17 protein-coding genes are annotated in these 23,266 nt (G+C 68.4%); 1 reads left to right on the forward strand and 16 read right to left on the reverse strand.

The window, feature by feature from the left end:
• Positions 1 to 346: 346 nt before the first annotated feature.
• Positions 347 to 847, forward strand: a complete 501-nt coding sequence (locus J7E89_RS10255) for an SgcJ/EcaC family oxidoreductase (protein ID WP_214971560.1) — start codon at positions 347 to 349, stop codon at positions 845 to 847.
• Between the two features lie 3 nt (positions 848 to 850).
• On the opposite strand, the gene J7E89_RS10260 is transcribed toward J7E89_RS10255, so the two are convergent.
• From J7E89_RS10260 to J7E89_RS10335, 16 genes are all read right to left on the reverse strand, one after another.
• Entirely contained in the window at positions 851 to 2,224 is a 1,374-nt protein-coding gene (locus J7E89_RS10260) for a HAMP domain-containing sensor histidine kinase (protein ID WP_214971563.1), read from the reverse strand.
• Positions 2,221 to 2,916: a response regulator transcription factor gene (locus J7E89_RS10265; RefSeq protein WP_214971566.1), complete on the reverse strand. Its 696-nt coding sequence runs from the start codon at positions 2,914 to 2,916 to the stop codon at positions 2,221 to 2,223. Before J7E89_RS10265 ends, J7E89_RS10260 begins: the two co-directional genes overlap by 4 nt.
• Positions 2,917 to 3,332: 416 nt before the next feature.
• Positions 3,333 to 3,848 (reverse strand): DedA family protein, encoded by a 516-nt coding sequence (locus tag J7E89_RS42030; protein ID WP_214971568.1) that lies wholly within the window; start codon positions 3,846 to 3,848, stop codon positions 3,333 to 3,335.
• A 4-nt stretch (positions 3,849 to 3,852) separates the two neighbouring features.
• Positions 3,853 to 5,556 carry a VanW family protein gene (locus J7E89_RS10275; RefSeq protein ID WP_214971571.1) on the reverse strand — a complete coding sequence of 568 codons (1,704 nt, stop codon included), beginning with the start codon at positions 5,554 to 5,556 and terminating at the stop codon, positions 3,853 to 3,855.
• Positions 5,557 to 5,936: 380 nt separating this feature from the next.
• The gene (locus J7E89_RS10280; protein WP_214971574.1) at positions 5,937 to 6,509 is read right to left on the reverse strand and encodes a hypothetical protein; all 573 of its coding nucleotides are present in this window, start codon (positions 6,507 to 6,509) and stop codon (positions 5,937 to 5,939) included.
• A gap of 686 nt (positions 6,510 to 7,195) precedes the next feature.
• Complete coding sequence (gene sbnA / locus J7E89_RS10285) at positions 7,196 to 8,197, reverse strand: 2,3-diaminopropionate biosynthesis protein SbnA (RefSeq protein ID WP_214971577.1); 1,002 nt, start codon at positions 8,195 to 8,197, stop codon at positions 7,196 to 7,198.
• Between the two features lie 150 nt (positions 8,198 to 8,347).
• The gene (sbnB, locus tag J7E89_RS10290) at positions 8,348 to 9,418 is read right to left on the reverse strand and encodes a 2,3-diaminopropionate biosynthesis protein SbnB (RefSeq protein WP_214971580.1); all 1,071 of its coding nucleotides are present in this window, start codon (positions 9,416 to 9,418) and stop codon (positions 8,348 to 8,350) included.
• Positions 9,415 to 10,419 carry a TauD/TfdA family dioxygenase gene (locus J7E89_RS10295; RefSeq protein ID WP_214971583.1) on the reverse strand — a complete coding sequence of 335 codons (1,005 nt, stop codon included), beginning with the start codon at positions 10,417 to 10,419 and terminating at the stop codon, positions 9,415 to 9,417. The genes sbnB and J7E89_RS10295 overlap by 4 nt, the downstream gene beginning before the upstream one ends.
• 49 nt (positions 10,420 to 10,468) lie before the next feature.
• Positions 10,469 to 13,777 (reverse strand): amino acid adenylation domain-containing protein, encoded by a 3,309-nt coding sequence (locus tag J7E89_RS10300; protein ID WP_214971616.1) that lies wholly within the window; start codon positions 13,775 to 13,777, stop codon positions 10,469 to 10,471.
• A gap of 17 nt (positions 13,778 to 13,794) precedes the next feature.
• Positions 13,795 to 16,323: a Pls/PosA family non-ribosomal peptide synthetase gene (locus J7E89_RS10305; protein WP_214971620.1), complete on the reverse strand. Its 2,529-nt coding sequence runs from the start codon at positions 16,321 to 16,323 to the stop codon at positions 13,795 to 13,797.
• Positions 16,324 to 16,463: 140 nt separating this feature from the next.
• Positions 16,464 to 17,972: a glutamate synthase subunit beta gene (locus J7E89_RS10310; protein WP_214971624.1), complete on the reverse strand. Its 1,509-nt coding sequence runs from the start codon at positions 17,970 to 17,972 to the stop codon at positions 16,464 to 16,466.
• Positions 17,973 to 18,242: 270 nt separating this feature from the next.
• Complete coding sequence (locus tag J7E89_RS10315; protein ID WP_214971628.1) at positions 18,243 to 19,388, reverse strand: acyl-CoA dehydrogenase family protein; 1,146 nt, start codon at positions 19,386 to 19,388, stop codon at positions 18,243 to 18,245.
• Between the two features lie 233 nt (positions 19,389 to 19,621).
• On the reverse strand, positions 19,622 to 20,320 hold the full coding sequence (locus J7E89_RS10320) for a DUF2855 family protein (RefSeq protein WP_251060354.1): 699 nt from the start codon (positions 20,318 to 20,320) through the stop codon (positions 19,622 to 19,624).
• Between the two features lie 380 nt (positions 20,321 to 20,700).
• Entirely contained in the window at positions 20,701 to 22,572 is a 1,872-nt protein-coding gene (locus tag J7E89_RS10325) for an ABC transporter ATP-binding protein (protein ID WP_214971631.1), read from the reverse strand.
• The gene (locus J7E89_RS10330; protein WP_214971634.1) at positions 22,569 to 23,003 is read right to left on the reverse strand and encodes a lasso peptide biosynthesis B2 protein; all 435 of its coding nucleotides are present in this window, start codon (positions 23,001 to 23,003) and stop codon (positions 22,569 to 22,571) included. Before J7E89_RS10330 ends, J7E89_RS10325 begins: the two co-directional genes overlap by 4 nt.
• On the reverse strand, positions 23,000 to 23,254 hold the full coding sequence (locus J7E89_RS10335) for a lasso peptide biosynthesis PqqD family chaperone (RefSeq protein WP_214971636.1): 255 nt from the start codon (positions 23,252 to 23,254) through the stop codon (positions 23,000 to 23,002). The genes J7E89_RS10330 and J7E89_RS10335 overlap by 4 nt, the downstream gene beginning before the upstream one ends.
• Between the last annotated feature and the right edge of the window lie 12 nt (positions 23,255 to 23,266).

The raw sequence follows: 23,266 nt of genomic DNA on the forward strand, positions 1-23,266 counted from the left end.
GTTCGTGGCCAACGCACTAGACGCTGATGAGGAAAGCCCGGACCGCGGTGGCGAACGCGTCGGGGATGGCGGTGTAGATGAGGTGGTGGGAGTCCAACTCGGCTGACACGGTGTTGGCGCGACGCTCGACCATGGCATGGACCTGTTCGGGCGGCGCTCTGTTTCACCCGACCACAGGTGTGACCGCGTGGATCCACCGTCCACTCAACGCACATTGGTCGTGTCTTGTCTGTGCCTTGGACGTCCGCTGCACGGGCGCTAACCAGCGGAAAGCGAGTCTGGAGTCACTCCCCACCGCACAACACGCGGCGGGAGAAGGACCCACCTCCAACCGCAGGAGACAACGATGACCCGTCGTTCCATAACCAAGCGCGCAGTCATCGTCACCGCCACCGCCTTCGTCGCCGTCGGCACCGTCAGCGCCGGAGTCGGCCTGGCCGGCCAGGAGTCCTCGAAGGAGACGAGCAAGAAGCAGGTCGCCGCGCTCTTCGACACCTGGAACGCCGCGCTCCAGACCGGTGACCCGGACAAGGTGGCCGACCTGTATGAGAAGAACGCGGTCCTCCTGCCCACTGTCTCCAACAAGGTCCGCACCGACCGGGCCGAGATCGTCGACTACTTCGACCACTTCCTGCAGAACAAGCCGGTCGGCAAGAAGATCCAGACGATCGTCGACATCCTGGACAGCGACTCCGCGATCGACACCGGCGTGTACGAGTTCACGCTCACGGACCCCGGCACCGGCGAGAAGCGCGTCGTGGAAGCCCGCTACACATACGTCTACGAGAAGACCGACGACAAGTGGCTGATCGTCAACCACCACTCCTCGGCGATGCCCGAGGGCTGAGCCTCAGCCTCCGCTCCTGGCCGCCGCCCGAAGTCGGATTTCCACCCACAGTCCGCCGCCGGGAGCGTCCCGCAGTGTCACGATCCCGCCGTCGTCCGTCACCAGCTGCTTGACGATGGCGAGGCCGAGTCCGGAGCCGGACCGTCCGGTCAGGCCCTGGCCGCGCCAGAAACGGTCGAAGGCACGGGACTTCTCGGCGTCCGACATTCCCGGGCCCTCGTCCAGCACCGACAGCAGTACCGCGTCGCCCCGGGACTCCGTCCGGACGGTGATGGTCCCGCCGTCCGGTGACACCTCCAGGGCATTCGACAGGACGTTGTCCAGCACTTGGTCCAGATGACCGGGGCTGGTCAGCACCAGCAGCCAGCCGTCGGCGCTCCACCTGAGCGCGACAGTGACTCCGCGCTCCTCGGCGGCCGGCCTCCACACCGTCAGACGCTCGGCCACGATGTCCGCGAGCGACAGCGGCTCCGTAGCCGTCACCTTCGCCTCGGCACGCGCCAGCACCAGCAGGCCACTGACCAGCCGACTCATCCGGACCACCTCGGCCGTCGCCTGCTCCACGTCCTCGCGTACGAACTCCTCGTCCACCCCGTCCGCGATGTTGTCCAGCGACAGACGCAACGCCGTGAGCGGCGTGCGGAGTTGGTGGGACGCGTCCGCCACGAAGATCCGCTGCGAGGCGACCAGCGTGTCCAGGCGTTCCGCGCCTTGGTTGAGGGTGCGTGCCAGGGTCTGAGTTTCCGGCGGGCCCGTCACCGGGGAGCGTGCGGTGAGGTCGCCATCGCTGAACTTGCTGGCCATAGCGTTGAGTTGACGCAGGGGAGCGGTGATCCGGCGGGCGGCGAACGCGCCGATCACCGCGGCCGCCGCCAGCACGAGCACCGCCAAGCCCGCCCGGAAACCCCAGATCTGCCACAGCCTGGACGTCATGTCCGAGGTCTCGTACACAATCCGTACGGCACCGATGACCGAGCCCTGGCCGGACTCCCCGTGCACCGGAACGGTGACCACCAAGTGCCTGCCCCAGATGAAATCGGAGCCCCAGTCCTTCGTGGGCTGGTCGTCTTTCATGGTGCGGGCCAGGTCCGTGTCCTTCGCGGGCGCGGGCAGGTCCGGCTCGCAGGTTCCCACGGGGGTCACCTGGACCTTGCCGGGCGTCTGTCCGCCGTATGCCTTGGCCACCTTCTCCAGAGCGTCGCACGAGGTGCTCTCGCCGTTGCCCAGCAGCAACGCCATGGTCTTGGCCTCGCGCTGCACGGACTGCAGGGTGTCGTCCCGCAGCTGGCTGGTGAGGGTGAAGGCCACCGGCACCGTGAACAGGAAGATGGCGACTGCGACGAGCAGGATGTAGCTGCGGATGAGCTGGCGGTTCATGAGGCGCCGTTACCGCCGTCGCCGTCCTTGACGATCTCCAGGCGGAAGCCGACCCCGCGCACCGCCTCGATCGTGAGCGCGCCGTTCAGCTTCCGCCGCAGCGCCGCCACGTGCACGTCCAGCGTCTTGGTCGGCCCGAACCAGTTCGCGTCCCACACCGCCTCCATGATCTGCTCGCGCGACATCAGCGCTCCCGGTTCCTCAGTGAGGAAGGCCAGCAGGTCGTACTCCTTGGGCGCCAGGGCGACCTCCTTGCCGTCCAGGCGGACGCGCGCTGCCTTGCGGTCGACAGTGAGGCGGGTGCCATAGCGGTCCGGCTCGTTCTGCGACGAGGTACGCGGCTGCATGCGCCGCATCACCGCTCGTATCCGCGCGATGACCTCCCGGACACCGAACGGCTTGGACACGTAGTCGTCGGCACCCAGCTCCAGGCCCACGACCCGGTCCGTCTCGTCGCTGCGCGCGCTGATCACAATGATCGGCACGTCACCGCGCCGGCGCAGCGCCCGACAGACGTCGAGACCATCGGTGTCCGGCAGACCCAGATCGAGGAGCACGACGTCGTAGGGCTCGGGGTGAGCCAGCGCGGCCGCGCCTGTGGAGACCCAGTCGACCTCGAAGCCGTAGCGGATCAAGCCTCGGCGCAGAGACTGGGCGACCGGCTCATCGTCTTCCACAAGAAGTACGTGCACAGGCCAAACCCTAGTGCTTGCCCCTGATTCATAGCCCTCACCTGTGCCGCTTGGCCTTTTTCCTGAAGGCCGTGGGAGGGGCATGCGCTGAACCGGGTGACGGATGCCGCGATTGCCTGATGAGGTTGCCCACGTACTGGACGTAGTTTTGAGCTTCGTGGGTGGCCCGGCGGATCGCCCGCTCGGTTCGCAGATACGGCACCTCCGAATACAGAAGCGCTGTGCGTGCGGCTGCGGATCGACGTACTTCAATGTCGATGGCGGCGCCGCTGCCCCTGCACCCACCCCGACGGGCACGCAGGTGGTGGCCGACTGTGAGTTGTACGGCGCGAACGAAGAGACCACCGGCCAGGTCCAGGTGTTCGTTGAGGACGGATATCTGGCATCGCTTGAGGTCTGCTCGTGGAACGAAAGCTTCACGCTGGCCGACGCGCACCGAATCTTGTGCCCATGCACCGGCAGAGTACGGCCAGGAAGGCGGCGTGCCCGCCGCGGCGGGCCATCAGTGCCTCGGCACGCTGCCCTGCGGCGGCGGGAAGACGGCGCTCGAAGCGTCCGGTGCCCAGGCGCTCACCGAGCATGCGTCCGGTGCGGTGGGCGAGGAAGTCGCCTGCCACGACGGCGCAGGCGGCGGTCGCGATCAGCATGGGAAGGCTGAGCTGTCCGGTGCATGCCAGGGCGTCGGCGGTGAGCAGCAGCGTGAGGGTGGGGATGAACGCCCCGATCAGCAGGGCCGATTCGGCCAGGACGGCCGCGGCCACGATGGCGTAGGCGCCGGCGCTGGCAGCTGGCCAGGACGTTAGTCCGGTGCCGGCGGGCCTGCCGGAGACGATCACGTCGTAGCGGCGGTCGGTGTCCAGCTCCTCGACTCGCTGGGTGTGGATACGGACCTGCTCGCCGTGCTCCGCCAGCTTCGGCGCTGATCGCGGCATGAGGTCAGTTACAGGTCACCTTGTCACGGGGGGTGTAGTGCGTACGGAACGGCTCACGCATCACTTCCCGGCCGTCCTGGTAGAAGACCCGCTCCACGGTGACGTCGAACCCTTCGAGCGGGGTCTGGGGCTCGCACTCATCCTTGGCCCCCGCCCTCTCCCCCGGCTGCCGCACATTGGTGCGCGGCCCCTTGGCCGCCTTCACCTGGTCGTACTTCTTGGTGCCGAGGAAGGTGACGGTCACAGAGCTGTCGGTGGCCTGCGCCTGGATGTATATGGCCTTGCCGGAGTCGTTGTTGAACCTCAGGTCGAGGCTGCCCCAGGCGACCGTCGCCTCACGGCCCTCCGGGTAGCGCTCTATGTAGAAGGAGTGGGCGCCGTACTCCACGGGCTTCACCCCGGCGAAGAACATCGCGTTGAAGACGGCGGTGGCCACCGTGGACACCCCGCCGCCGGCTGCCTTGGTGTACCGGTCGTTGAGGATGATGGTGCCGTCGACGAACCCGTTTTCCTTGGTGCGCTCGCCGACCGTCCGGTTGAAGCTCCAGGTCTCGTTCGGCATCACGAGGGAGCCGTTGATGAGTTCCGCGGCCCGGCCGATGTTCTTCTTGCGGTATTCGGTCGGCGGGAAGTCGACGGTGAAGGAGGACAGCTTCTCCGTCAGCCCCAGCTGCGCGGCGTTCTCACGGGTGACCTTCGGCTGAGTCTTCTCCGTGGCCACTTCTCCCGTGCGGGCGGCCGGACCGGATTGGGTGAGCAGCGGCATCACGGCCTTGCCCAGCGCCTCGTCCGTGACCTCCTGGCCGACCTTGCCGTCGGTTTCCGCCACGACCCGGTCACCGTCCAGCCTCAGCTCGGCGTTCTCGGCGGGGCCGGTGATGCCGGCGAGGGGACGGGCGACCTCGGGGGCGGCGCGCAGGCCCTTGCTGTCGAGCTTCGGTGTCAGCTTGCCGGACGGGTCCGGGTGCGTCTTCAGGTGAGCGCCGAGGACGACCGGGCTGATGGTGATCCGCTCGCCGCCCATGGTGAGCGTGACCGGCGCCGACATGGCAGGGCCGGCGAACTCGCGCATCGCCCGCCGGGTCTCCTCCGCGGTGACCTTCGGCTTGGTCTCGCGCGTGGGCAGGACCGTGGTGGCACCGGCCTTGCCGTCGGCGAAGGCGGTACGCAGGGTGCCGACCGCGGCGTCCACGTTCAGGGCGTATCCGCTGCGCGGCATGGCCTCCTTCGGCCTGCCCTTGTCGAAGGTGACGGCGCCGTCGCGCACCGTTTGGTCGTACGTCTTCGCCAGCTTTTCCAGCGCGGCGCGGGTCCTGCCTTCGTCGGCACGGACCACCGGCTCCACGTCACCGCCCGAGCGGAAGAACCCGCCGATCACAGTGACCGGATCCGCGCCGGTGTGCAGCGCCCGGTCGACGGTCCGCCGGGTATCGAACGTCAGTCCGGCCTGTCGCGGATCAATCTTGCCGCTGCGGTCGCCGATCTTCACGATCAGCTCCCGGGAGGCGATGGCCGACAGGTGCTTTTCCAGCCTTTGTGTGGCCTCCTCCCGGCTCAGACCCCCGATGTCCAGGCCCCACACGGTCGTACCCGCGTCGGTCTCACCGCCCGTGAGCAGCAGCCCGGCGAGATACAGCCCGCCGACGCCCACGGCGAGCGCACCACCTGCCAGAGCGGCGGACGGGGCGGGGGCTATTCGGCGGCGCATGGGGCTTCCTGGAGTCCGTGGGCGTGACCGCACCGGTGAAAAGATGCGCGGGGCAAGGCCATCCAGTTACCCATGGCGACCGATAAATGTATATGTCCCAGGTCACGCCGAACGCGCCAGGCGACCCCGAACCCCCGCCAGCCTGCGACGTCGATCGCCACGCAGCCGCCCTGCGTCGACAGTCACCATCGCCGCTAAATTTCTTGAGGCGGTTGATTCCGCACTCGACGGCATGGCGTGCGCGGTAGTCGGTCGCCACGGGAGCCGAGCTTGGCCCGGTTGCCGGCCCGGTCGGCAGGGATGGGGATCGTGGCGCCTCGTCGCCGCCCTTCTGTGCCTGGGGACGCCTGAGGGGCATCCGCGAGCACATCGCCGACTGACTACGGCAGGAGCTGCTCGGTCCAGATGCATTTGCCGTTGGAGGTGTAGCGGGTTCCCAGATAGCCCTGGACCCCCCGGAGCTTGTCCCGGACATTCCGCAGTCGGTCGCTGGGCAGGCGCCCGCCCCACGCGTCCATCTCCTGTCGCAGCGTGGTGTGCTCCTGCTCCTCGCGGGCCTGGCGCTCGGCCTCAGCATGCTCCTCGGGGGTGGGGCCCGGGGGCTGCTTGCGCGCGAACTCGTGCCAATAGGCGGCGGTTTGGCTGGTTTCCTTGACCACGCGGTCCGGGGCCGGCGGGCTCGGCCAGAATCGCAGCAGATACTCATCCAGCACGAGTTCGCCCGCGTCGCGTACCGCATTGTGCGTCTCGTCCATACCTCGGCAGTGGTAACGGACCCGGTACGAGCTCTCGGAGAGGGGGAGCGGATACCAGAGGTAGTCCCACTCCACGAGATAGGTCTTGTCCGATACGGGTCGGAACGACACCTCGACGATGTCCTCCCAGGCGTCGGCGTCCAGGGGCGGTTCCGTCTCGTGCAGGTCGACGGTGAACGGGACGGAGCCGGTGTGCATTCCAGTCAGCAGAAAGAGATGGCCTGGCACCGCCCCGCCGCACAGCCCGGCCCGCTGCCCGGCGAAAGAATCTCCGAGGGAGTGGCCGTCGTCGCTGCAGACATAGATCTGCCCCGTAGGCCACGTGCACTTCGCCGCTGAAGAGTGTTCGCATAGATCAAGCGTGCCGCACGGCAAGGCACTAACATCCGGCGGGCTCACGTCAGTTCGTGCGGGCCTCCCGCCCGGGGCGGGGCCTCAGCGCGACGGGGCGCGGCGCCGCCCTACCTCGTACCCACAGTCGAAGGTGCCACTGATGAGTGATGAGTTTCCGCTCTCGTCCGTCAACGCCACGACAGCAATGGCCACTTGCCCGTTCTGTGCCACTCGCCAAGACCAAGATCCGGACCATACGCGGACCACTGTCCCGCTGGTCATCGCCATGAGCCGTAAACACGCAGGTCGGCCGACATGAGGCGCGTGTACCACCAGCAGACGAAAAACCTCCTGGTGAGCCACTCCCCGAAGAAGCTCGGCTTGTTCTGAGGCGGCGGCGGAGAAGGGCGCCTGACTTGGGCCGATGCCGGTCTGGCGCCCTTCGCGCCCCAGCTCTGACCTGGCGGAACAGCACCTCAAGGCTCTGCACGGCGCCGCGGGCGCCACCGGTCACGGTTCCGGGTTGCCGGCCAGGCGGCTGCGGCGCCCCGTCAGCGGGGGTGGGTGTCGGCAGCCCGGGAACCGACCGGCGGCTCGTCGGAGTCGAGCATGTCCTCGCCGTAGAGGGCCTGCAGCCAATTGGTCTGGTAGATGGTGTCGAGGTATCGCTCCCCGAGGTCCGGGGCGATGGCCACCGCGGTGAGGTCACGGGTGTCGTGCTGGTCCAGCCACCCCATCGCGCCGCTGACCACCGTGCCGGTGGAGCCGCCGAACAGGAATCCGCGTCTGGCCAGACGGCGGCAGGCACGGATGGTGTTCGCCTCTTCGACGTGGATGACCTCGTCCACGTAGGCCTCGTCGAGCAGCGGTGGACGCATACTCATGCCCAGTCCGGGGATCATCCGGCGGCCGGGGGGACCGCCGAAGGACACCGAGCCGGCACTGTCGAGTGCGACGATCCGCACCGGACGGTGCCACTCCCGGAAATAACGAGCGCAGCCCATCAGGGTGCCCGTGGTTCCGGCCCCGACGAACAGCACGTCCAGACGTGGGAAATCGCGAGCGATCTCCGGCGCCGTCCTGCGGTAGTGCGCCTTCCAGTTGCTCGGATTGGTGTACTGGCTGAGCCACACGTACCGCTCGTCGGAGTCGCACAGCGCGCGGACGTAGTCGATCCGCGCGCCGAGGAAGCCGCCGTGGGGGTTCTGAGTGGCGATGACGTGCACCTGGCTGCCCAGCGCTTCCATCATCAGCCTCGTCGTCAGGTTGCAGCGGGAGTCCGTCACGCACAGAAACCGGTAGCCCTTGCTCGCGGCGATCACGCTCAGCGCCACGCCCAGGTTCCCGGACGAAGATTCGACGATGATGGAATCGGGCGTCAGGACGCCGTCCCGTTCGGCGGTCTCGACCATCTCGATCGCGGTCTTCAGTTTAATCGAGCCGGCGAAGTTGAAGCCCTCACACTTCAGGAAGAGCGAGGGCCCGAAGATCGGCTGGAGGTCGACGTAGAGGTCCTCTTCATTGAAGGCCTGGGGAACGGATATGACTGGCACGATGGCCTCCTGATCTGCGGCGGAGCAGTCTCGGACGTCTGTTGGTGGTGGCAGTCCTGCGGCTCCGTGAATAGACGGGCCTGTCGGGGCCCAGTGGTTCATGGGATTCCTCGCGGGGCGCCGGAGCGCGAAGAAGCGGCGCTCGGCTGCTCATCCATAACGCCGCAGTTCGTGGAAGAAATCGTCGACGACGTGCAGCCCTCCGGAGCGGGCCACCTCGTCGTAGACGTACTTGCCCACCGCCAGATCGAGAATCCCGAGGCCGAAGGGCGAGAACACGACCGGCTGGTCCCTCGGGACCGTCACCCGTCCGGCCATCACGTCGTCCAGCGTGCCGTGCAGGAAGTCCCGGTTGCCCGTGAGCTGCTCGGCAAGGTGGGGTGAGGTGTTGGCCTTGAGACAGTGCTCGACATCGTCGACGATGTTGACCGAGTCGAGGATGATCTCCGGTGCCAGGTCGCGCAGCGACACGTGCAGCACCAGCGGGTTGTGCTCGAACCACGACAGGTCCTTGACGTGGGGCTGCCCGGCGACGGTGGCGAAGACCACCAGGTCGCTGTAGCGGATCAGCTCTTCGGCGCTGTCGTGCACGGTGATCCGGCCGGTGGTCCGCGACTGCTCCAGGTAACAGCGTAGCCCGGCCGCGCTGTCGGCGGACACGTCGTGCACGCCGACCTCGTCGAACGACCAGCCGGTGGCTGCGAGGAAGTCGTAGATGTAGCGGGCGATCAGACCCGCACCGACGAACCCGACGCGGGTCGGGCGCGGTCGGCCGTTGCTGAGCCACTGGGCTGCCAGGGCGGCCGAGGAGGCCGTTCTGGTGGCACTGATGATGGAGCCTTCCAGGCAGGCGAACGGGTAGCCGGTGCCATGGTCGTTGAGGATCAGCACCGCCGAGGCCCTCGGGATGCCGGCCACCACGTTCTCCGGGAAGCTGGAGATCCACTTCAGGCCGTCCACCCCCATCGGCTCCCCGATCGAGGCGGGCAGCGCAATGATCCGGGAGGATGGGCGGTCAGGGAACCGCAGAAAGTAGGACGGCGGGTTCACGCAGTCACCGGCGCTGTGCAGCCGGTACGTGGCCTCCACCAGCTCCACGATCTGTTTCTCGCGCCCCTGCAGCACGCCCTCGACCTGGGCGCCGGAGATGACGGCGAACGTCGGCGCGCCGACCGGCTCGCGCAGGGTCAGTTCAATCGCGGGGGAACGCCTGGTGGTCATCGCGTGGTCACCTCCACGGTCGGCGAGCAGTCGGCCAGGCGCACCGGGTCGGCCATCCCGACGAGCACCTCGCGGGGTCCCTCGTAGGGCTCCCTGCTGTGCGCGGTGCGGACGTTGTCGACGATCATCAGGTCGCCGGCCTGCCACGGCTCGCGTTCGGTGTTGTCCTCGTAGATCTTGTTGAGCAGTTGCACGACGTCTTCGCCGATGGGATCGCCGCCTCCGAACCGGGTGTTGAACGGCAGCCCGTCGGCGCCGTAGACGTCCACGAGGTACTCGCGCACCTCGGGGGCCATCGTCCACTCGTTGAGGAACGCGATCTGGTTGAACCAGCAGCGTGCGCCGGTGGCCGGGTGACGCACCACAGCGCTGCGGCGCTGCCTGGTGCGCAGTGCGCCGTCCGGCTGCCAGGCGAACTCGATGGCGCTGGCGCGGCAGTAGCTCTCGACGGCGCTGCGGTCGTCGGTGCCGAACGCCTCGGCCACGGATGCCCCGATCTCGTCGTTGTAGCTGCGGGTGAGCAGCCAGCCCTCCCGCTCGAACCGATCGGCCAGCTCGGCGGGCAGCGCCTCCAGTACGGCCGACGAGTCGGCCACCGCGGTCGCCCCGCCCTCGGCGGGCGCGCCGAGGCACGCGAACAGCATCAAGCCGGGGAACTCAAGGGCGTAGCTCAGTTCGTGGTGCATGCACATCGGCTGGTTCGGCGGCCACTGGGCCGAGGAGTAGACGCTGGGCGCGTAGGCCCGCCGGGGCGCGAAGGCCTCCTTCTCTGCCATCAGGGTCTTGGCCAGCCGCCGGAAGACGGTGCCTGTCTCGTCCGCGTCGCGGAGACCCAGGCCGCGTACCAAGACCGCACCGTGCTCGGCAACGAGGGCGTGCAGGGCGTCGCGGTGTTCCGCCGCGAAGTGCGGCGGGTCACCTGTGGGCCCGGTCCTCAGCACCGGGGGTTTGCCGGATCCCAGGTCGAGGTCGAGCGGCGACGCCGTGAATGAGATCGGCATCTCGTTCTCCTTTCGACTCGCGTCGGTCGCGTCACTTCGGTTGCGTCGGTTACGTCGGTTGCGTAAGGGAAGCCGGCCATTCGGCGGCGCGCAGCACGGCCTTCGCCGCTTCCGCCGGGCGGGTGCGCGGGAAGAGGTGACCGCCGTCGGCGAGTTCGTGCAATTCGACGTGGTCGGCCAGCAGTTGCCAGTCGCCATACCGCTCCCGGAACCCCGCGGTGATCGGGTCGTCGGCGGCCACGACCACCGTGACCGGTGCGGACAGCTTCACCGTCGGCGGGCTGTCCAGGACATCCGCGAAATAGCGATGGGCGGAAACCACGTCGTGCCGGTAGGCGGCGGCGACGCGCTCGGCCTGCCCGGCATCGAGCCCACCGAGCCCGGGGTAGCCGCTGTCCGCGCCCAGTTCGGCGGCGATCCGGTCGTCGCTCCGCCCGGTCAGCTCGGTTACGGCCGCACGCCGGCCGGCGGCGTCACCGAGCAACTGCGCCGCAACGAACACCCGCTGGACGCCGGTCCCGCGCTCCGTGAGCCTCCTCGCCGTCTCCAACGCCGGCGCGGCACCCGAAGAGTGGCCCCACAGCAGGATCCCGGTCAGGCCGAGGCGAGTGATTTCGTCACTGACCTCCTCCACCAGTTGCGCCAGCGACGCGAAGAGGCCGCCGTCGGCGGTCACGTCGTGGCCCGGCGGCTCGACGGCGTACACCGCCGGTCCACTGCCCTGCAGGGCCCTGGCCATGGGCTCGAAGCTCACCGCGCCGCCGCCGGCGTGGGGGAAGCAGAGGAGGGCGCCGGTCCCGGCACCGTCCGGTGCCGACAAGGGCTGCAGGAGACCGGAGGACCGCTCGCATCCGCCCTCGAGCAGCCGGGCCAGGTCGGCGAGCACCGGGCGACGTGCGACGTCCTTTAGGGACACCGCACGCTCCAGGGCGACTGCCAGCTTCACCGCAGACAACGATGTGCCGCCCAGGTCGAAGAAGTGGTCCAGCCGTCCGATCCGGTGCTGCGGGATGCCGAGCACCTTCGCCCAGGCGGCCGCCAGCCGCTGTTCGGCCGGCGTCATCGGCTCGGCCGTGGTCATCGGCGCGCCACGGTCGTCGCCGGCCGTGTCGAGTTCGGCGGCCAGCGCCGTCAGGGTCTTCCGGTCGGTCTTGCCGTTGGCGGTCACCGGCAGGCTTTCCCGCCGGTGGACGGCCGACGGGACCATGTACGCGGGCAACGACTCGCGCAGCCGGTTCAGCAGGACGCCGGCATCGAGTGGCCGCGGGCCGGTGCAGAAGGCCACCAGGTGCTTGCTGCGGTCGGGCCGCTCGGCGACGACCACCGCACCGTCGCGGACACCGGGCACCCGCAGCAGGGTGTTCTCGATCTCGCCGATTTCGATCCGGAAGCCACGGATCTTGACCTGGCTGTCGCGGCGGCCGAGGAAGTCCAGTTTGCCGCCGGGCAGCCAGCGGCCGTAGTCGCCGCCTCGGTAGAGGCGCCGGCCGGCGCCGTGTGGATCGGTCATGAAGGCCTGCCGGGTGCGCTCGGGATCGTTGACGTACCCGCGACCGACGCAGACGCCGGAGAAGACGATCGCGCCGGGGGCCCCGAGCGGCACCGGTGACAGGTACTCGTCGACGACATAGGCACGCACGTTGTTGACACATCGGCCGAGCGGCACCCGTTCGGTGTCCGGAACCCGGTCCATGACCTCGTGATTGGTGTCGTCCGAGGTTTCGGTCAGCCCGTAGGCGTTGACCAGCCGGATCCCCGGCACGGCAGCGAACCAGCGCTGTGCGAGCTCCTTCTTCAGCGCCTCGCCGGTGGCCGATACGTACCGCAGGTCCGGCAGCTCTCGGGGGCGCTGCTCCAGGCAGGACAGTACGACGTCGAGGTAGGACGGCACGACCTGAAGGACCGTGACCCGGCCGTCCGCGATCCTGTGCACGAACCGCTGGACGTCCAGGATCACCTCCTGCTCGACCAGCAGGGTCCGCCCTCCCACCACAAGCGCGGAGAGAAGCTGCCACAGCGATATGTCGAAGCACTGGGGTGCGGTCTGGGCGACCACCTGGCCCTCGCCGATCTCCAGGTCGTCGATCTTGGCGTAGAGATGGTTGAGCATGCCGGCGTGTTCGCACATCGCACCCTTGGGCTCGCCGGTGGAGCCGGAGGTGAAGTAGATGTACGCCGCCTGGTCCGCTGTCACGCGGACGCCGAGGTCGGCGCCGGCCTGGTTCTCGGCGTAGGCCTCGTCGACGTAAAGCTTGCGCACTCCGGGCGGCGAGCCGGGAGCCTGCGGGCCGGAGGACAGCGAGCCGAGTGCCTGGTCGAGCGTGGCGGTGCCGCCGCGTTCGGTCAGCACGAGCGCGCACCCGGCGCGGGACAGCGTTGCCGCGATGCGCTCGGCCGGGAAGTGCGGCTCGACGGGCAGGTACACCCCGCCGGCCTTGAAGACGGCGAGAACGGCGGCCATCCAGTCCAGGTTGCGCTCGGTCACCACGGCTACGACACTTTCGCGCCGCAACCCCCTGGCCAGCAGGGCCCGTCCGAGCCGGTTGGCTCGTTCGTTGAGCTCCCGGTACGTCCACTGGTGGTCGCCGTGCACGGCCGCGACGGCCTCCGGGTGGGCCCGTACCCGCTCCTCGAACAGCTCGTGAACCCTGCGGTCCGGAAGGTCCCGGTGCGGCCCGGCCAGTCCTTCGGTCTGGAACCGGAGCTCCTCGGCGGAGAGCAGGCTCTGCCGCCGGTGCACCGCGTCCGGATCGGCGGCGATCAGCGCGAGCGCGGTCAGGTGGTAGCCGGCGATCCGGCCGGCGGCGTCAGCGTCCAGCGCGTCGGTCCGGTACCGCAACCGCAGTGCGAGCCTCTCGCTGTCTCGCGACAAGCCGAGCCCTAGTACGACGTGTCCGGGGAGGTCACTGTCGCCGTCGACCGGATCGAACACCGCCTCGGTCGACGGTCCGGCCAGGCGCAGCTCGTGGCTGAGCTGGTCGACCGGGAAGTCCTTGTGCGCCAGCATTTCCAACTCGGCCCGGCGGGTCCGTACCAGCAGTTCCCGCCACGAGTCCGGTGCGGTCGTCAGCCGGCAGGGCAGCGGCGAGCCGCCCTCGACGGCGATGTAGCCCGTACTGACCTCGGGGTCGCCGGACAGCGCCGCGAGCACCTTGGTGTGCGCGGCGAGCACCACCGTGGTGAACGGCATCGCCAGATCCTCGGCGAGCCGGTGCGACGCCGCCGCGACGTCGTCCGGGACCGTCGCCTCGTGCGTGGCGATCCCCGGCACCGGATCCGGCGCCCAACGCGGGAGCGCGGTGGATCCACCGGCGGTGAGCACACCGCTCCAGAACTTCCGGCCGGCCTCGGTCCGCATGCCCGTTCTCCCTCCGCTCACCGTCGCCGCGTCGCGGGATCGTCGTGGCCAGTGCGCGACTCCACGGCGGGATTTCCGCTCCACCGAGCATGCTGCGGCACGTCCTCGCCCTTCATCAGGAAGGAGTCGGCGGCGAGCACCGCGCCGTCGCCCATCGTCACGCCGTAGTGGACGAGGGCACCGACACCGATGGTGCAACCGGCTCCGATCGCGCTGTGGTCGGACTTGAAGGTGCCGTCCTCCTGTGAATGGCACTGGATTTTGCTTCCGGCGTTGAGCGTGCAATCGCTTCCGATGGTGGTGAGCGTCCGCTCCGTCACATAACAGCCGTCGTCGAACACCCTGTTGCCGAGCCGGACTCCGAGCGACCGCCAGATCACGTTCTTGAATGGAGTGCCGTTGAATACGTTCAGGTAGTGGTCGGGCACCTTCCACAGGCGCTCGTGCCACCAGAAGTACGGGTCGTAGATCGAGCACAACCGGGGCTGCAGCGGGCGGAATCTGGTGACGGCGCGCTCCAGCAGGACGAAATAGGCCGCGGTGAACAGGAGGGCGAGGACCAGCGACACGGCTATCGCCAGTTGTCCGAGTACGCCGTGCAGGTCGACGGCGGCGAGTCCGAGTACCGTGACGAAGAAGAAATGAAGCCACCGCACGAAGAGGCCCAAGCCAATGGTGCGAATGTTGTAGCGGTTCTTCGCGGCGAGGTTCCGGCGCAGGTTTTCTCCGGTCCGCAGATGGTCGAACCGGGAATCGCGTTCCACCGAGCGGGGAATTTCGAAGCACGGGGAGCCGAGAAGTCCGACGCCTTCCCGGATTTGGCCGTCGAGAGGAACCATCACCTTCGTCCCGAGAAGGCAGTTGTCGCCGGTCCTCGCGCCCGAGGGATAGGCGATGTGGTTTCCCAGGAAGTTGTGCGGCCCGATCGACGCCCGGGACACGCGGAATGACGTGCTGGAAAATTCCGCGTTCATGATGGAAAGCCCGTCGGCGACCATCGTTCCGCTGCCCACGGAGGCCAGGTAGGGGGTCTCGTGCTGCACGTCCGAGCCAAAGTTCGACCCGGTCTGCTCCACTCGCGACAGGTCGTATCCGAGACCGCGCAGGTAGTCGACGATGTAGGAGCTGTCACCGCAGAGCCAGAGGAAGAACCGCACGTTCGTCAGGCGCGTGATCGCCCTGTGAACCGAGTAGTGAAGGCCGTACAGCGGATAGATCCTGTCGGGCCTCATCACCAGGTTCAGCAGGCGCGGAACGGTGAGCAACGTGGCGAGGCCGACGACGACGAAGCCGAAGAACAGCACGAGGGAGACGATCAGCGCGTCGAGGTAGAGCGCCGGCGACGTGAAGCCCACGGTGCCGGGGGCGAGGACGTCGTTCAGCGCCGGGACCTCGGTCAGCAGCATGTACATGCCCCCAACCGTCAGCGGCACGTACAGCAGGAACAACTGGCCCACGGTGAGCAGGCCGAACCAGGCACGGCGCAGCGTGCCGCAGTGCGTGGGAGCGACCCTCACGTAGTCGACTTCGGTGCGCTGGGCGGGAGATCCGTGCCGGCGCTCGCCGTCCGGGACCCGTTGGCCGACGTACAGCGCCGACGTGTGGCCAAGCTGCGCGCCGTCCCCCATCGACGTGTCGATGTCAAGGACGGTCTTCTCGCCGACGAACACGTCCCGGCCCAGGGTGACCCGGCCGGTCTCGATACGTCCGGCGTGCGCGCGGTAGCACAGGAAGTGCGAGTCCTTGCGGATTACCGTACCGGCGCCGATGCTGAGCAGGTCGGTACAGACCGGAACGGTGCGGGAGAGGATCGTGACGTTCTTGCCGATCCGGGCTCCGAGTGACCGCAGGTACAGCACGTACAGGGGATTGCCGACGAAGAAGATCATCGGGTTGGCGTGGAGCAGAACCTTGACGGTCCAAAAGCGCAGATACGTCAGCCCCCAGACCGGGAATTCACGGTCTCTCCACCGGCCGATCAGGATCCATTTGGCGACGACCGGGAAGGCGCACAGACCCACGAAGACGGCGCCACCGAAGAGAAGCGAACGCAGGTAGATGTCGACCGGCCCCGAGCCGTCGGAGACCCACTCGTAACCCCGGGCGGTGACGATTCCTGCCAGGAACGAATAGCCGAGGAACAGCAGCAACTGAACCGTTCCGCAAAGGACGTACCGCAACGTGCCAGCCGGTTCCACCGCCTGGATCTGCGCCGGAATAGCCGGTTCCGCAGCGGCGGGGGCCGTTTCCTCTAGTGCCACCGCGAGACTTCGGATCGTCGGGCTCCGGTAAATGTCCTTCATCGAGACCGACGGAAGGTCCGCTCGTTTCCTGACCTTCGCGCAGAAATGAGCCATGACGAGGGAATTCGCACCCAGGTCGTCGAAGAAGTGGCTGTCCACCGACACCCGTTCGACGCACACAACCTCCGCCAGCACTTCGGCGAAGTTCTTTTCGGTGTCGGTCACTGGGCCGGCGTATCCGCGCTCGGCAGATGCGGATCCATCCGGCGCGGGCGTCAGAACCTCGACAGATTCTTCTTCCATGCGAACCCCTGAAAAGAATTCCTCCGGTCGCGAATCATCATCTCCGAGTCTCCGTCATCCACTGCCGGGCTGCCACTCGAAGCCGATTGTCCATCAAACTCCGGTGCGCTACGGAGAGTTGATGAACGATCAGAGGAGAGTCACGCAGTCAGGGGGCGGTCTGCCGGGGAGACCGGGGCCGGGAGCACCGTGGAGCCGGTCAGGTAGCGGTCGGTGGCCGCCGCCGCGGCCCGTCCCTCCGCGATGGCCCACACCACCAGCGACTGGCCGCGTCCCGCGTCGCCCGCGATGAACACGCCCTCCGCCTCGGTACGTCCGGTCCGCTTCCGCTGCTCCGCCGACGCGGCGGCGAAGGCGGTGTCCCGGACAAAGTTCCCCCGGCCGTCTACCGTGAGCCCGAGCTGCTCCATCAGGCCGCTGCCCCGCTCGGGGCCACAGAAGCCGAGGGCGAGCAGCACCAGCTCGGCCGGTATCGTCCGCTCGGTGCCCGGCAGCGTCCTTCTGGACGCCGACTCCACCTCCGTCAGGTGCACCGCGCGGACGTGGCCCGCCGATTCCCCTTCGAAGCTCAAGGTGGCGCAGGAGAAGACCCTCGGATCCGTGCCGTGGCGCTCCCGGGCCTCGTGATGGGCGTGGGAGATCCGGTAGACCTTCGGGTACACGGGCCACGGCTCGGTCTCGGGCCGGGTGTCGCCCGGCACGGGGTTTATGTCCAGCTGCGTCACGGAGGCCGCACCCTGACGCAGCGCGGTGCCCAGGCAATCCGATCCGGTGTCCCCGCCGCCGACGATCACCACGTGCCTCCCCTCGGCGGTGAGGGGAGGCGAGGTGCAGTCGCTCTGCCTGGTCCGGTTGGACAGGGTGAGGTAGTCCATCGCCTGATGAATGCCGCGCAGTTCGCGACCGGGAACAGGCAGTTCTCGCCGCTCCGTTGCGCCGACGGCGACAATCACCGCGTCATGGCGCCTCCACAGCTCGGTGGCGTCCAGGTCGCTGCCGACCCGAACGCCGGTGTGGAACTTCGTGCCCTCGGCCTTCATCTGCTCGATACGGCGGTCCAGCTGCCACTTCTCCATCTTGAAATCGGGAATGCCGTAGCGCAACAGCCCGCCGATGCGGTCGGCGCGCTCGTACACGGCAACGGTGTGGCCGGCCCGGGTGAGCTGCTGAGCTGCCGCCAGTCCAGCCGGTCCCGACCCGATGACGGCCACGGCTTTCCCGCTCAGCCGCTCTGGCGGCCGTGGTGGTACGTACCCCCGCTCCCAGGCCTGGTCGGCGATGACTTGTTCGACGTTCTTGATCGTGACTGGATCGGCGTTGACGGCCAGTACGCAGGCGTCCTCGCACGGTGCCGGGCACAGCCGCCCGGTGAACTCGGGGAAGTTGTTGGTCGCGTGCAGCCGCTCGGCTGCGGCGCGCCAGTCGCCACGCGCCGCATACGCGTTCCACTCCGGGATGAGATTCCCCAGCGGGCAGCCGCTATGGCAGAAGGGTATGCCGCAGTCCATGCAGCGCCCTGCCTGCTGGGACACGAGAGGAAGCAGCGGCTGCCCTGCGTGGACCTCGTTCCAGTCGTTCAACCGTTCCTCGACGGGGCGTGCCCCGCTGGGCCTACGCGGGGTCCTGAGGAAGCCGTAAGGATCTGTCATGTGCGCCGCCTCCAGCGCCGGTCCGCGATGCATTACGGCACTTTCACCACTTTACGCGCCCTTCATGGCGTTTTCACTCGGAGAGGCTGCGAGTTGCATGCAGGGGGCACGTTCCTGTGGCTTTTCGAGGACGGCTACGACCGAAGCGAAAATCTGGGGCGCGGACGCGGCGGCCGCGAGGCGCCACCGGCCACCACTGCAGTCAAAAGGTCGCCCTTCGTGGAAGTACGTCGTGAGGGCGGGCATGGCGCGTGGGAGGCCTGCAGGCGGTCACAGCCCGAGTTCGCGCCCGATGAGCTCCTTCATGATCTCGTTGGAACCGGCCCAGATCTTGGTGACCCGGGCGTCCCGCCAGGCGCGGGCCACGCGGTACTCGTTCATGAATCCGTAGCCGCCGTGCAACTGGACGCATGCGTCGAGCACCTCGTTCTGCACTTGCGCGGACCACCACTTCGCCTTGGCCGCGTCCACGGCGGTGAGCTCTCCCTGGACGTAAGACATCACGGCCTGGTCGACATAGGCCTGGGACACCTCGATCTTGGTCACCAGCTCGGCGAGCAGGAACTTGTTGTGCTGGAACGAGCCGATGGACTGGCCGAACGCCTTGCGTTCCCTGGTGTACTCGATGGTCTCCTCGAGGATCTGCGCAGCGTGCGCGATGTTGGAGACCGCGGCGCCGAGACGCTCCTGGGGCAGCCGCTCCATCATGTGGACGAAACCCTGGTCGACCTCGCCGATCACATGGGTGTCCGGCACTCGCACGTCGCTGAAGAACAGCTCGGCGGTGTCGGACTCGGTCTGGCCCACCTTGTCGAGTTTGCGGCCTCGGGTGAAGCCCTCCATCCCGGTCTCGACGCCGAAGAGGGTGATGCCCCGCGCTTTCTTTTCCGGGCTGGTGCGGGCGGCGACCACCACCAGGTCGGCGGAGTAGCCGTTGGTGATGAAGGTTTTGGAGCCGTTGAGCACCCACGCGTTGCCGTCCTGCACCGCGGTCGTGCGCAGGGCCGCGAGATCGGAGCCGCCGCCGGGCTCGGTCATCCCGATCGCGGTGACGATCTCCCCGGAGCAGAAGCCGGGCAGCCAGCGCTGTTTCTGCTCCTCGGTGGTCAGGTCGGCAAGGTAGGGGGCAACAATGTCGAAGTGGATGCCGAGGCAGGAGGCGAGCGCGGCGCCCACCTTGGACAGTTCCTCGGCCAGCACGGCGTTGTACCGGTAGTCACCCGCCTCGGAGCCGCCGTACGCCTCGGAGATCTCCAACCCGAGGAACCCCTGCTGGCCTGCTGCGATCCAGATGTCGCGCGGGAGGGCGGCGGCCGTGATGAACTCATCGGTGCGCGGGCGGACACGGCGGGACAGGAACTCGCGCACGGAGGCGCGGAAGGCCTCATGGTCGGCGTTGAAGATCGGGCGTTTCACGGCCTACCTCGCAGTGTGTGATGACGTTCTTGCTTATCGATGCGGGGGCTCAGCTTTTCTCCCCTTTGGATGCGAGACACAGAACAGCGCACTGAGCGCCGGCGGGGCCCGTCGAGGGCTGCGGCTGGAGACGCTGTCGTCGGGCCGCCGCTACCAGAGCACGCTGTACGGCGAGAGGGGGTGAGAATTCTCTACGGAGCTCCGGGCGACGGTGGGATCGTTGGGGAGCCCTGTCAGAGAACGAGTACGTGACCGGTGCGTGGGGCGGTCCTTCCGGACTGGACTTCGTGCCACACCTGCTTCAGCGCCTGCGGGCCTTGGCTGTGGACGACGTCGACCCATCCCTCGACCACCGGGGCGAAGCGCCGCCATGCGTCGGCGAAGCGGCGGTCCAGGCCCTCGCGTCCCCAGTCGCCGATGCGCTTGCGCATCTGGTCGGGTGCGAAGAACATGCCCGGTCCCGTTTCGGCCAGGGTGCCGGCGGGCCCGGGCTGCTGGTTGGTGACGCCGACGACCACATGGTGCACCAGGGCGTCGCCGAGGTGGGCGCGCAGCGCGGCGGTCAGGGCCTCGTCGCCGGCGAAGTCGGCGTACAAGCTGGGTTCGGGGGAGAGTCGGGAGGCGTCCTCGTACGCCAGCACCCGGTCGTAGCAGCCCAGGCTCTCGGTGAAGGCGACATTGCGCCGCGATGTCAGGCCCACGACCTCGCACCCCCTGCCCTGGAGCAGGAAGGCCGCACCGTAGGCGGTCTTGCTCGACGCGGACGACAGGACGGCGGTGCGGGCGCCCAGCCAGGCGTTGTCGATGATCCAGTCGGCCAGCATGAAGGAGGTCCAGAACAGCGGGCGGTAGAGGATTTGGGCCGGCCTCGCGGATCCGGCACTCGACCCGGACATCACCGCCCGTGCCCTCAGCGCCATGGTGAGCCGCATAACGTATGTCACCTTCGCAGCCGACCAGCCCGTCCCCTTCGAGACACTGGTGCAGACCCTCACCCGACTCTGGACAAACGCACTGCGCATGCCACAGCAGTGAGGACAAGCGCATCGTCTTGGTGTGGCGCTTGCATGCATGCATGCAGGGGCTGATCGCTCCACTGGAGCGAAAGAACGTGGCCGCAACTACGGCAGTGGGCGATGGCCATGATGTCCGCGAGGGCCGCCGACCACTCATCGGCGGCCGACGCGAAGGCGGAGCTGCACGCCTATTTCACAGCGCGCTGGTGTCCGGGCTGGAACTACAGGTCCTGGTTATCCCGGCTCCAGAACGAGCGGACGGCGTCTGATAGTCCTTGGAGTTGCGGCCGCCCGGTTCACAGGGGGCTGTGTGGGTGGGGCCGTGCAGTCGTCACCGGGGAGGGCGGCGAGGCGGCGTGCCGAAGCATCTGGCCGGCGGCCAGCTCGCGATAGGTGGGACTGCTGGTGAGCAGTTCCTCGTGGCGTCCGACCGCAACGGTGCTGCCCTTGTCCAGCACGATGATCCGGTCGGCGTGCTGGACCGTGGACAGCCGATGTGCGATCACCAGCACCGCGCACTCTTGGGCCACGTCCCGCATCACGCGGGTGAGCGCTGCTTCGTTGACGGCGTCCAGGTGGGACGTCGGCTCGTCGAGCAGCAGCAGCGAAGGCCGGGCGAGCAGGGCGCGGGCCAGGGCGACTCTCTGCCGTTCGCCCCCGGACAGGGTGCCGCCACGTTCGCCGAGCAGCCCCGACAGTCCGCCGGGCAGCCGCTCGACTACGCCTGTGAGCTGGGCGAGTTCGACCACGCGCCGGACTTCGGCCTCCGAGGCGTCGGGTACGGCATACGTGATGTTGTCGCGCAGCGTGCCATGTACGACATGCGTGTTCTGGTCGACTACGGCGATGCGTGAGCGGCACTCCGCGCGGCTCAGCTCGTCGGCCGGTCGGCCGTCGAACAGCAGAGTGCCGGAGTCAGGTTCGTAGAATCTGGCCACCAGGGCGAAGACCGTACTTTTGCCCGTGCCGGACCTCCCGACCAGGGCTGTCTGGCACCGGTGAGGAGCAGTGAAGGAGACGCCGCGCAGCACGGGCCGACTCCGGTCGTAGCCGAAGCTGATGTCCCGCAGTGCAAGGGCGGGCTCCTCGTGGCTGACGGTCTGCCGGCTTGCTTCGCGTGTACGCGTGCGGGCGCGGCGTACAGCCGGTTTCTGAGCTCGTGAGGGCTCCGTCGGCAGGGACAGCGCCTGTTCGATGCGCTGGTAGGCACCCATGCCGCGCTGGATCAGGCCGACCGCCCGGAAGACCGAGGACAGCGGCAGGACCAGATAAGAGGCGTAGAGCAGGAACGCGACCAGGTCGCCCAGGGAGTTGGCGTGGCCATTGACCCGCAGGCCGCCGATGACCAGGACGATCAGGAAGGAGCCCTGAACGGCGAGCTCGACGGCCGGGCTCATCACGGAGGCGAGCTTCGCGGTCCGTACCCCGGCGCCGTACGCCGACTCGACGCATGCGCCGATGCGCTGCGCCTCCCGGTCCTCCGCACGGTGCACCCGGACCATCGGCAGGGCGCCGAGCGCGCGTTCCAGGTCGGCGGCGATGGCGCCGACGGAGGTCTGCATGCGTTCCGAGGCGGCTCGGATGCCCTTGAGCAACGAGGCGACGATCACGGCGGCGGCGGCCACCGTCGCCGCGACCAGGAGCAACAGCAGCGGGTCGATCCACAGCATCAGGACGATCGCCCCCGCGGCGACGAGTGCGCCGGTCACCAGGTCGACCAGTGCCTGGGACACCACTTCTCTCAGCAGGGTGGTGTCGGTGGTGACCCGGGAGATCAGATCTCCGCTGCGATGCCGGTCGTACTCCCGCATGTCCAGCCGGAGCAGCCGCCCGATCAGGCTGTGGCGCAGCCCTCGTACGACGCGTTCGCCCATGCGCTCCAGAACGAAGCGGCCCGCCGCGCCCGTCACCGCTTCGCTGACGAACAGGGCGGCCAGGAGCAGGAGCAGCGGCCACAGCACCTGTCCGCGCCCGCTCGCCTCCACGACTTGTTTGGCGACGAGCGGCTGGGCCAGCCCCAGGGCGGAGCCGACCAGCGTGAGCACGGTGGCGACGAGGACGGACGCCCGGTGCCCGGCGGTCAGCCGGTACATGGTGGCGACGGCGGCCCGGGTGGAGCGATCCTCCTCGGTCGCCGACTGTGCCTGGTCCACGACGGTGTCGGTCATCGGCCCGATCGGCTCGTCGCGGCGACCGTGATGAGCCGGGTGAAGTAGTCGTCCGGCACACCTTCGTCCACGGGGCGGCTGTCCGCCTCGATCCAGGCGTGCGCCGTGAAGGGAGGCACCACGCGCACCCCCGTGCACCAGGTCGGCCAGTTCCCTCCGAGGCGGCACAGCAGTGCGGCTCCCAGGGAACGGGGCAGGCAGCCCCTCGGGCCGGCGCACCGCAGGCTCACCGCGCACATGGCGGCCCGCGCGTTCCGGGCCTGGGCGACGGTGGCCGGCCTGGCTCCGCGGCTGGCGAGGGTGAGCACGGCGCGGAGCCTGCGGGGCGGCAGCAGGGAGAGCGCGACGGCGAAGGGCAGGACCAGACGGGCGGCCAGACGCCGTGTCAGGGGAACCCCGGGGGGCCGCTCCAGTGCGCTGGGCGTCGTCATTGGGCCAGCCCGGAAGTGCGCAGTTCCTGTACGAGTGCGTCGACGTCCTGCCTTGCCCGTGCGACGTCGATGTCGAACTCCTTGACGAGCGCGGTGACCGCGTCCGCTTCGTCGCCGCCCGCGATCAGGGTGTTGACCACGAGCGTGGCGGTGGGATTCAGCTCCCAGTACTCGCCGGCGCGTTCGTCGAGGAGGACCGTGCCGTAGTCGGTCTGGGCAGTGGAGATGTCGGCAGCGAACTTCAGTGCCATGCGTGCGCCTTT

The organism is Streptomyces sp. ISL-100, from assembly GCF_018614615.1.
Lineage (GTDB): Bacteria > Actinomycetota > Actinomycetes > Streptomycetales > Streptomycetaceae > Streptomyces.

Excerpts from the sequence above, each read along its gene's own strand:
- J7E89_RS10255 (WP_214971560.1), top strand. The coding sequence starts at position 347 with ATGACCCGTCGTTCCATAACCAAGCGCGCAGTCATCGTCACCGCCACC.
- J7E89_RS10260 (WP_214971563.1), bottom strand. The coding sequence starts at position 2,224 with ATGAACCGCCAGCTCATCCGCAGCTACATCCTGCTCGTCGCAGTCGCC.
- J7E89_RS42030 (WP_214971568.1), bottom strand. The coding sequence starts at position 3,848 with ATGCCGCGATCAGCGCCGAAGCTGGCGGAGCACGGCGAGCAGGTCCGT.
- J7E89_RS10275 (WP_214971571.1), bottom strand. The coding sequence starts at position 5,556 with ATGCGCCGCCGAATAGCCCCCGCCCCGTCCGCCGCTCTGGCAGGTGGT.
- J7E89_RS10280 (WP_214971574.1), bottom strand. The coding sequence starts at position 6,509 with ATGCACACCGGCTCCGTCCCGTTCACCGTCGACCTGCACGAGACGGAA.
- sbnB (WP_214971580.1), bottom strand. The coding sequence starts at position 9,418 with ATGACCACCAGGCGTTCCCCCGCGATTGAACTGACCCTGCGCGAGCCG.
- J7E89_RS10295 (WP_214971583.1), bottom strand. The coding sequence starts at position 10,419 with ATGCCGATCTCATTCACGGCGTCGCCGCTCGACCTCGACCTGGGATCC.
- J7E89_RS10300 (WP_214971616.1), bottom strand. The coding sequence starts at position 13,777 with ATGCGGACCGAGGCCGGCCGGAAGTTCTGGAGCGGTGTGCTCACCGCC.
- J7E89_RS10305 (WP_214971620.1), bottom strand. The coding sequence starts at position 16,323 with ATGGAAGAAGAATCTGTCGAGGTTCTGACGCCCGCGCCGGATGGATCC.
- J7E89_RS10310 (WP_214971624.1), bottom strand. The coding sequence starts at position 17,972 with ATGACAGATCCTTACGGCTTCCTCAGGACCCCGCGTAGGCCCAGCGGG.
- J7E89_RS10320 (WP_251060354.1), bottom strand. The coding sequence starts at position 20,320 with ATGCGGCTCACCATGGCGCTGAGGGCACGGGCGGTGATGTCCGGGTCG.
- J7E89_RS10325 (WP_214971631.1), bottom strand. The coding sequence starts at position 22,572 with ATGACCGACACCGTCGTGGACCAGGCACAGTCGGCGACCGAGGAGGAT.
- J7E89_RS10330 (WP_214971634.1), bottom strand. The coding sequence starts at position 23,003 with ATGACGACGCCCAGCGCACTGGAGCGGCCCCCCGGGGTTCCCCTGACA.
- J7E89_RS10335 (WP_214971636.1), bottom strand. The coding sequence starts at position 23,254 with ATGGCACTGAAGTTCGCTGCCGACATCTCCACTGCCCAGACCGACTAC.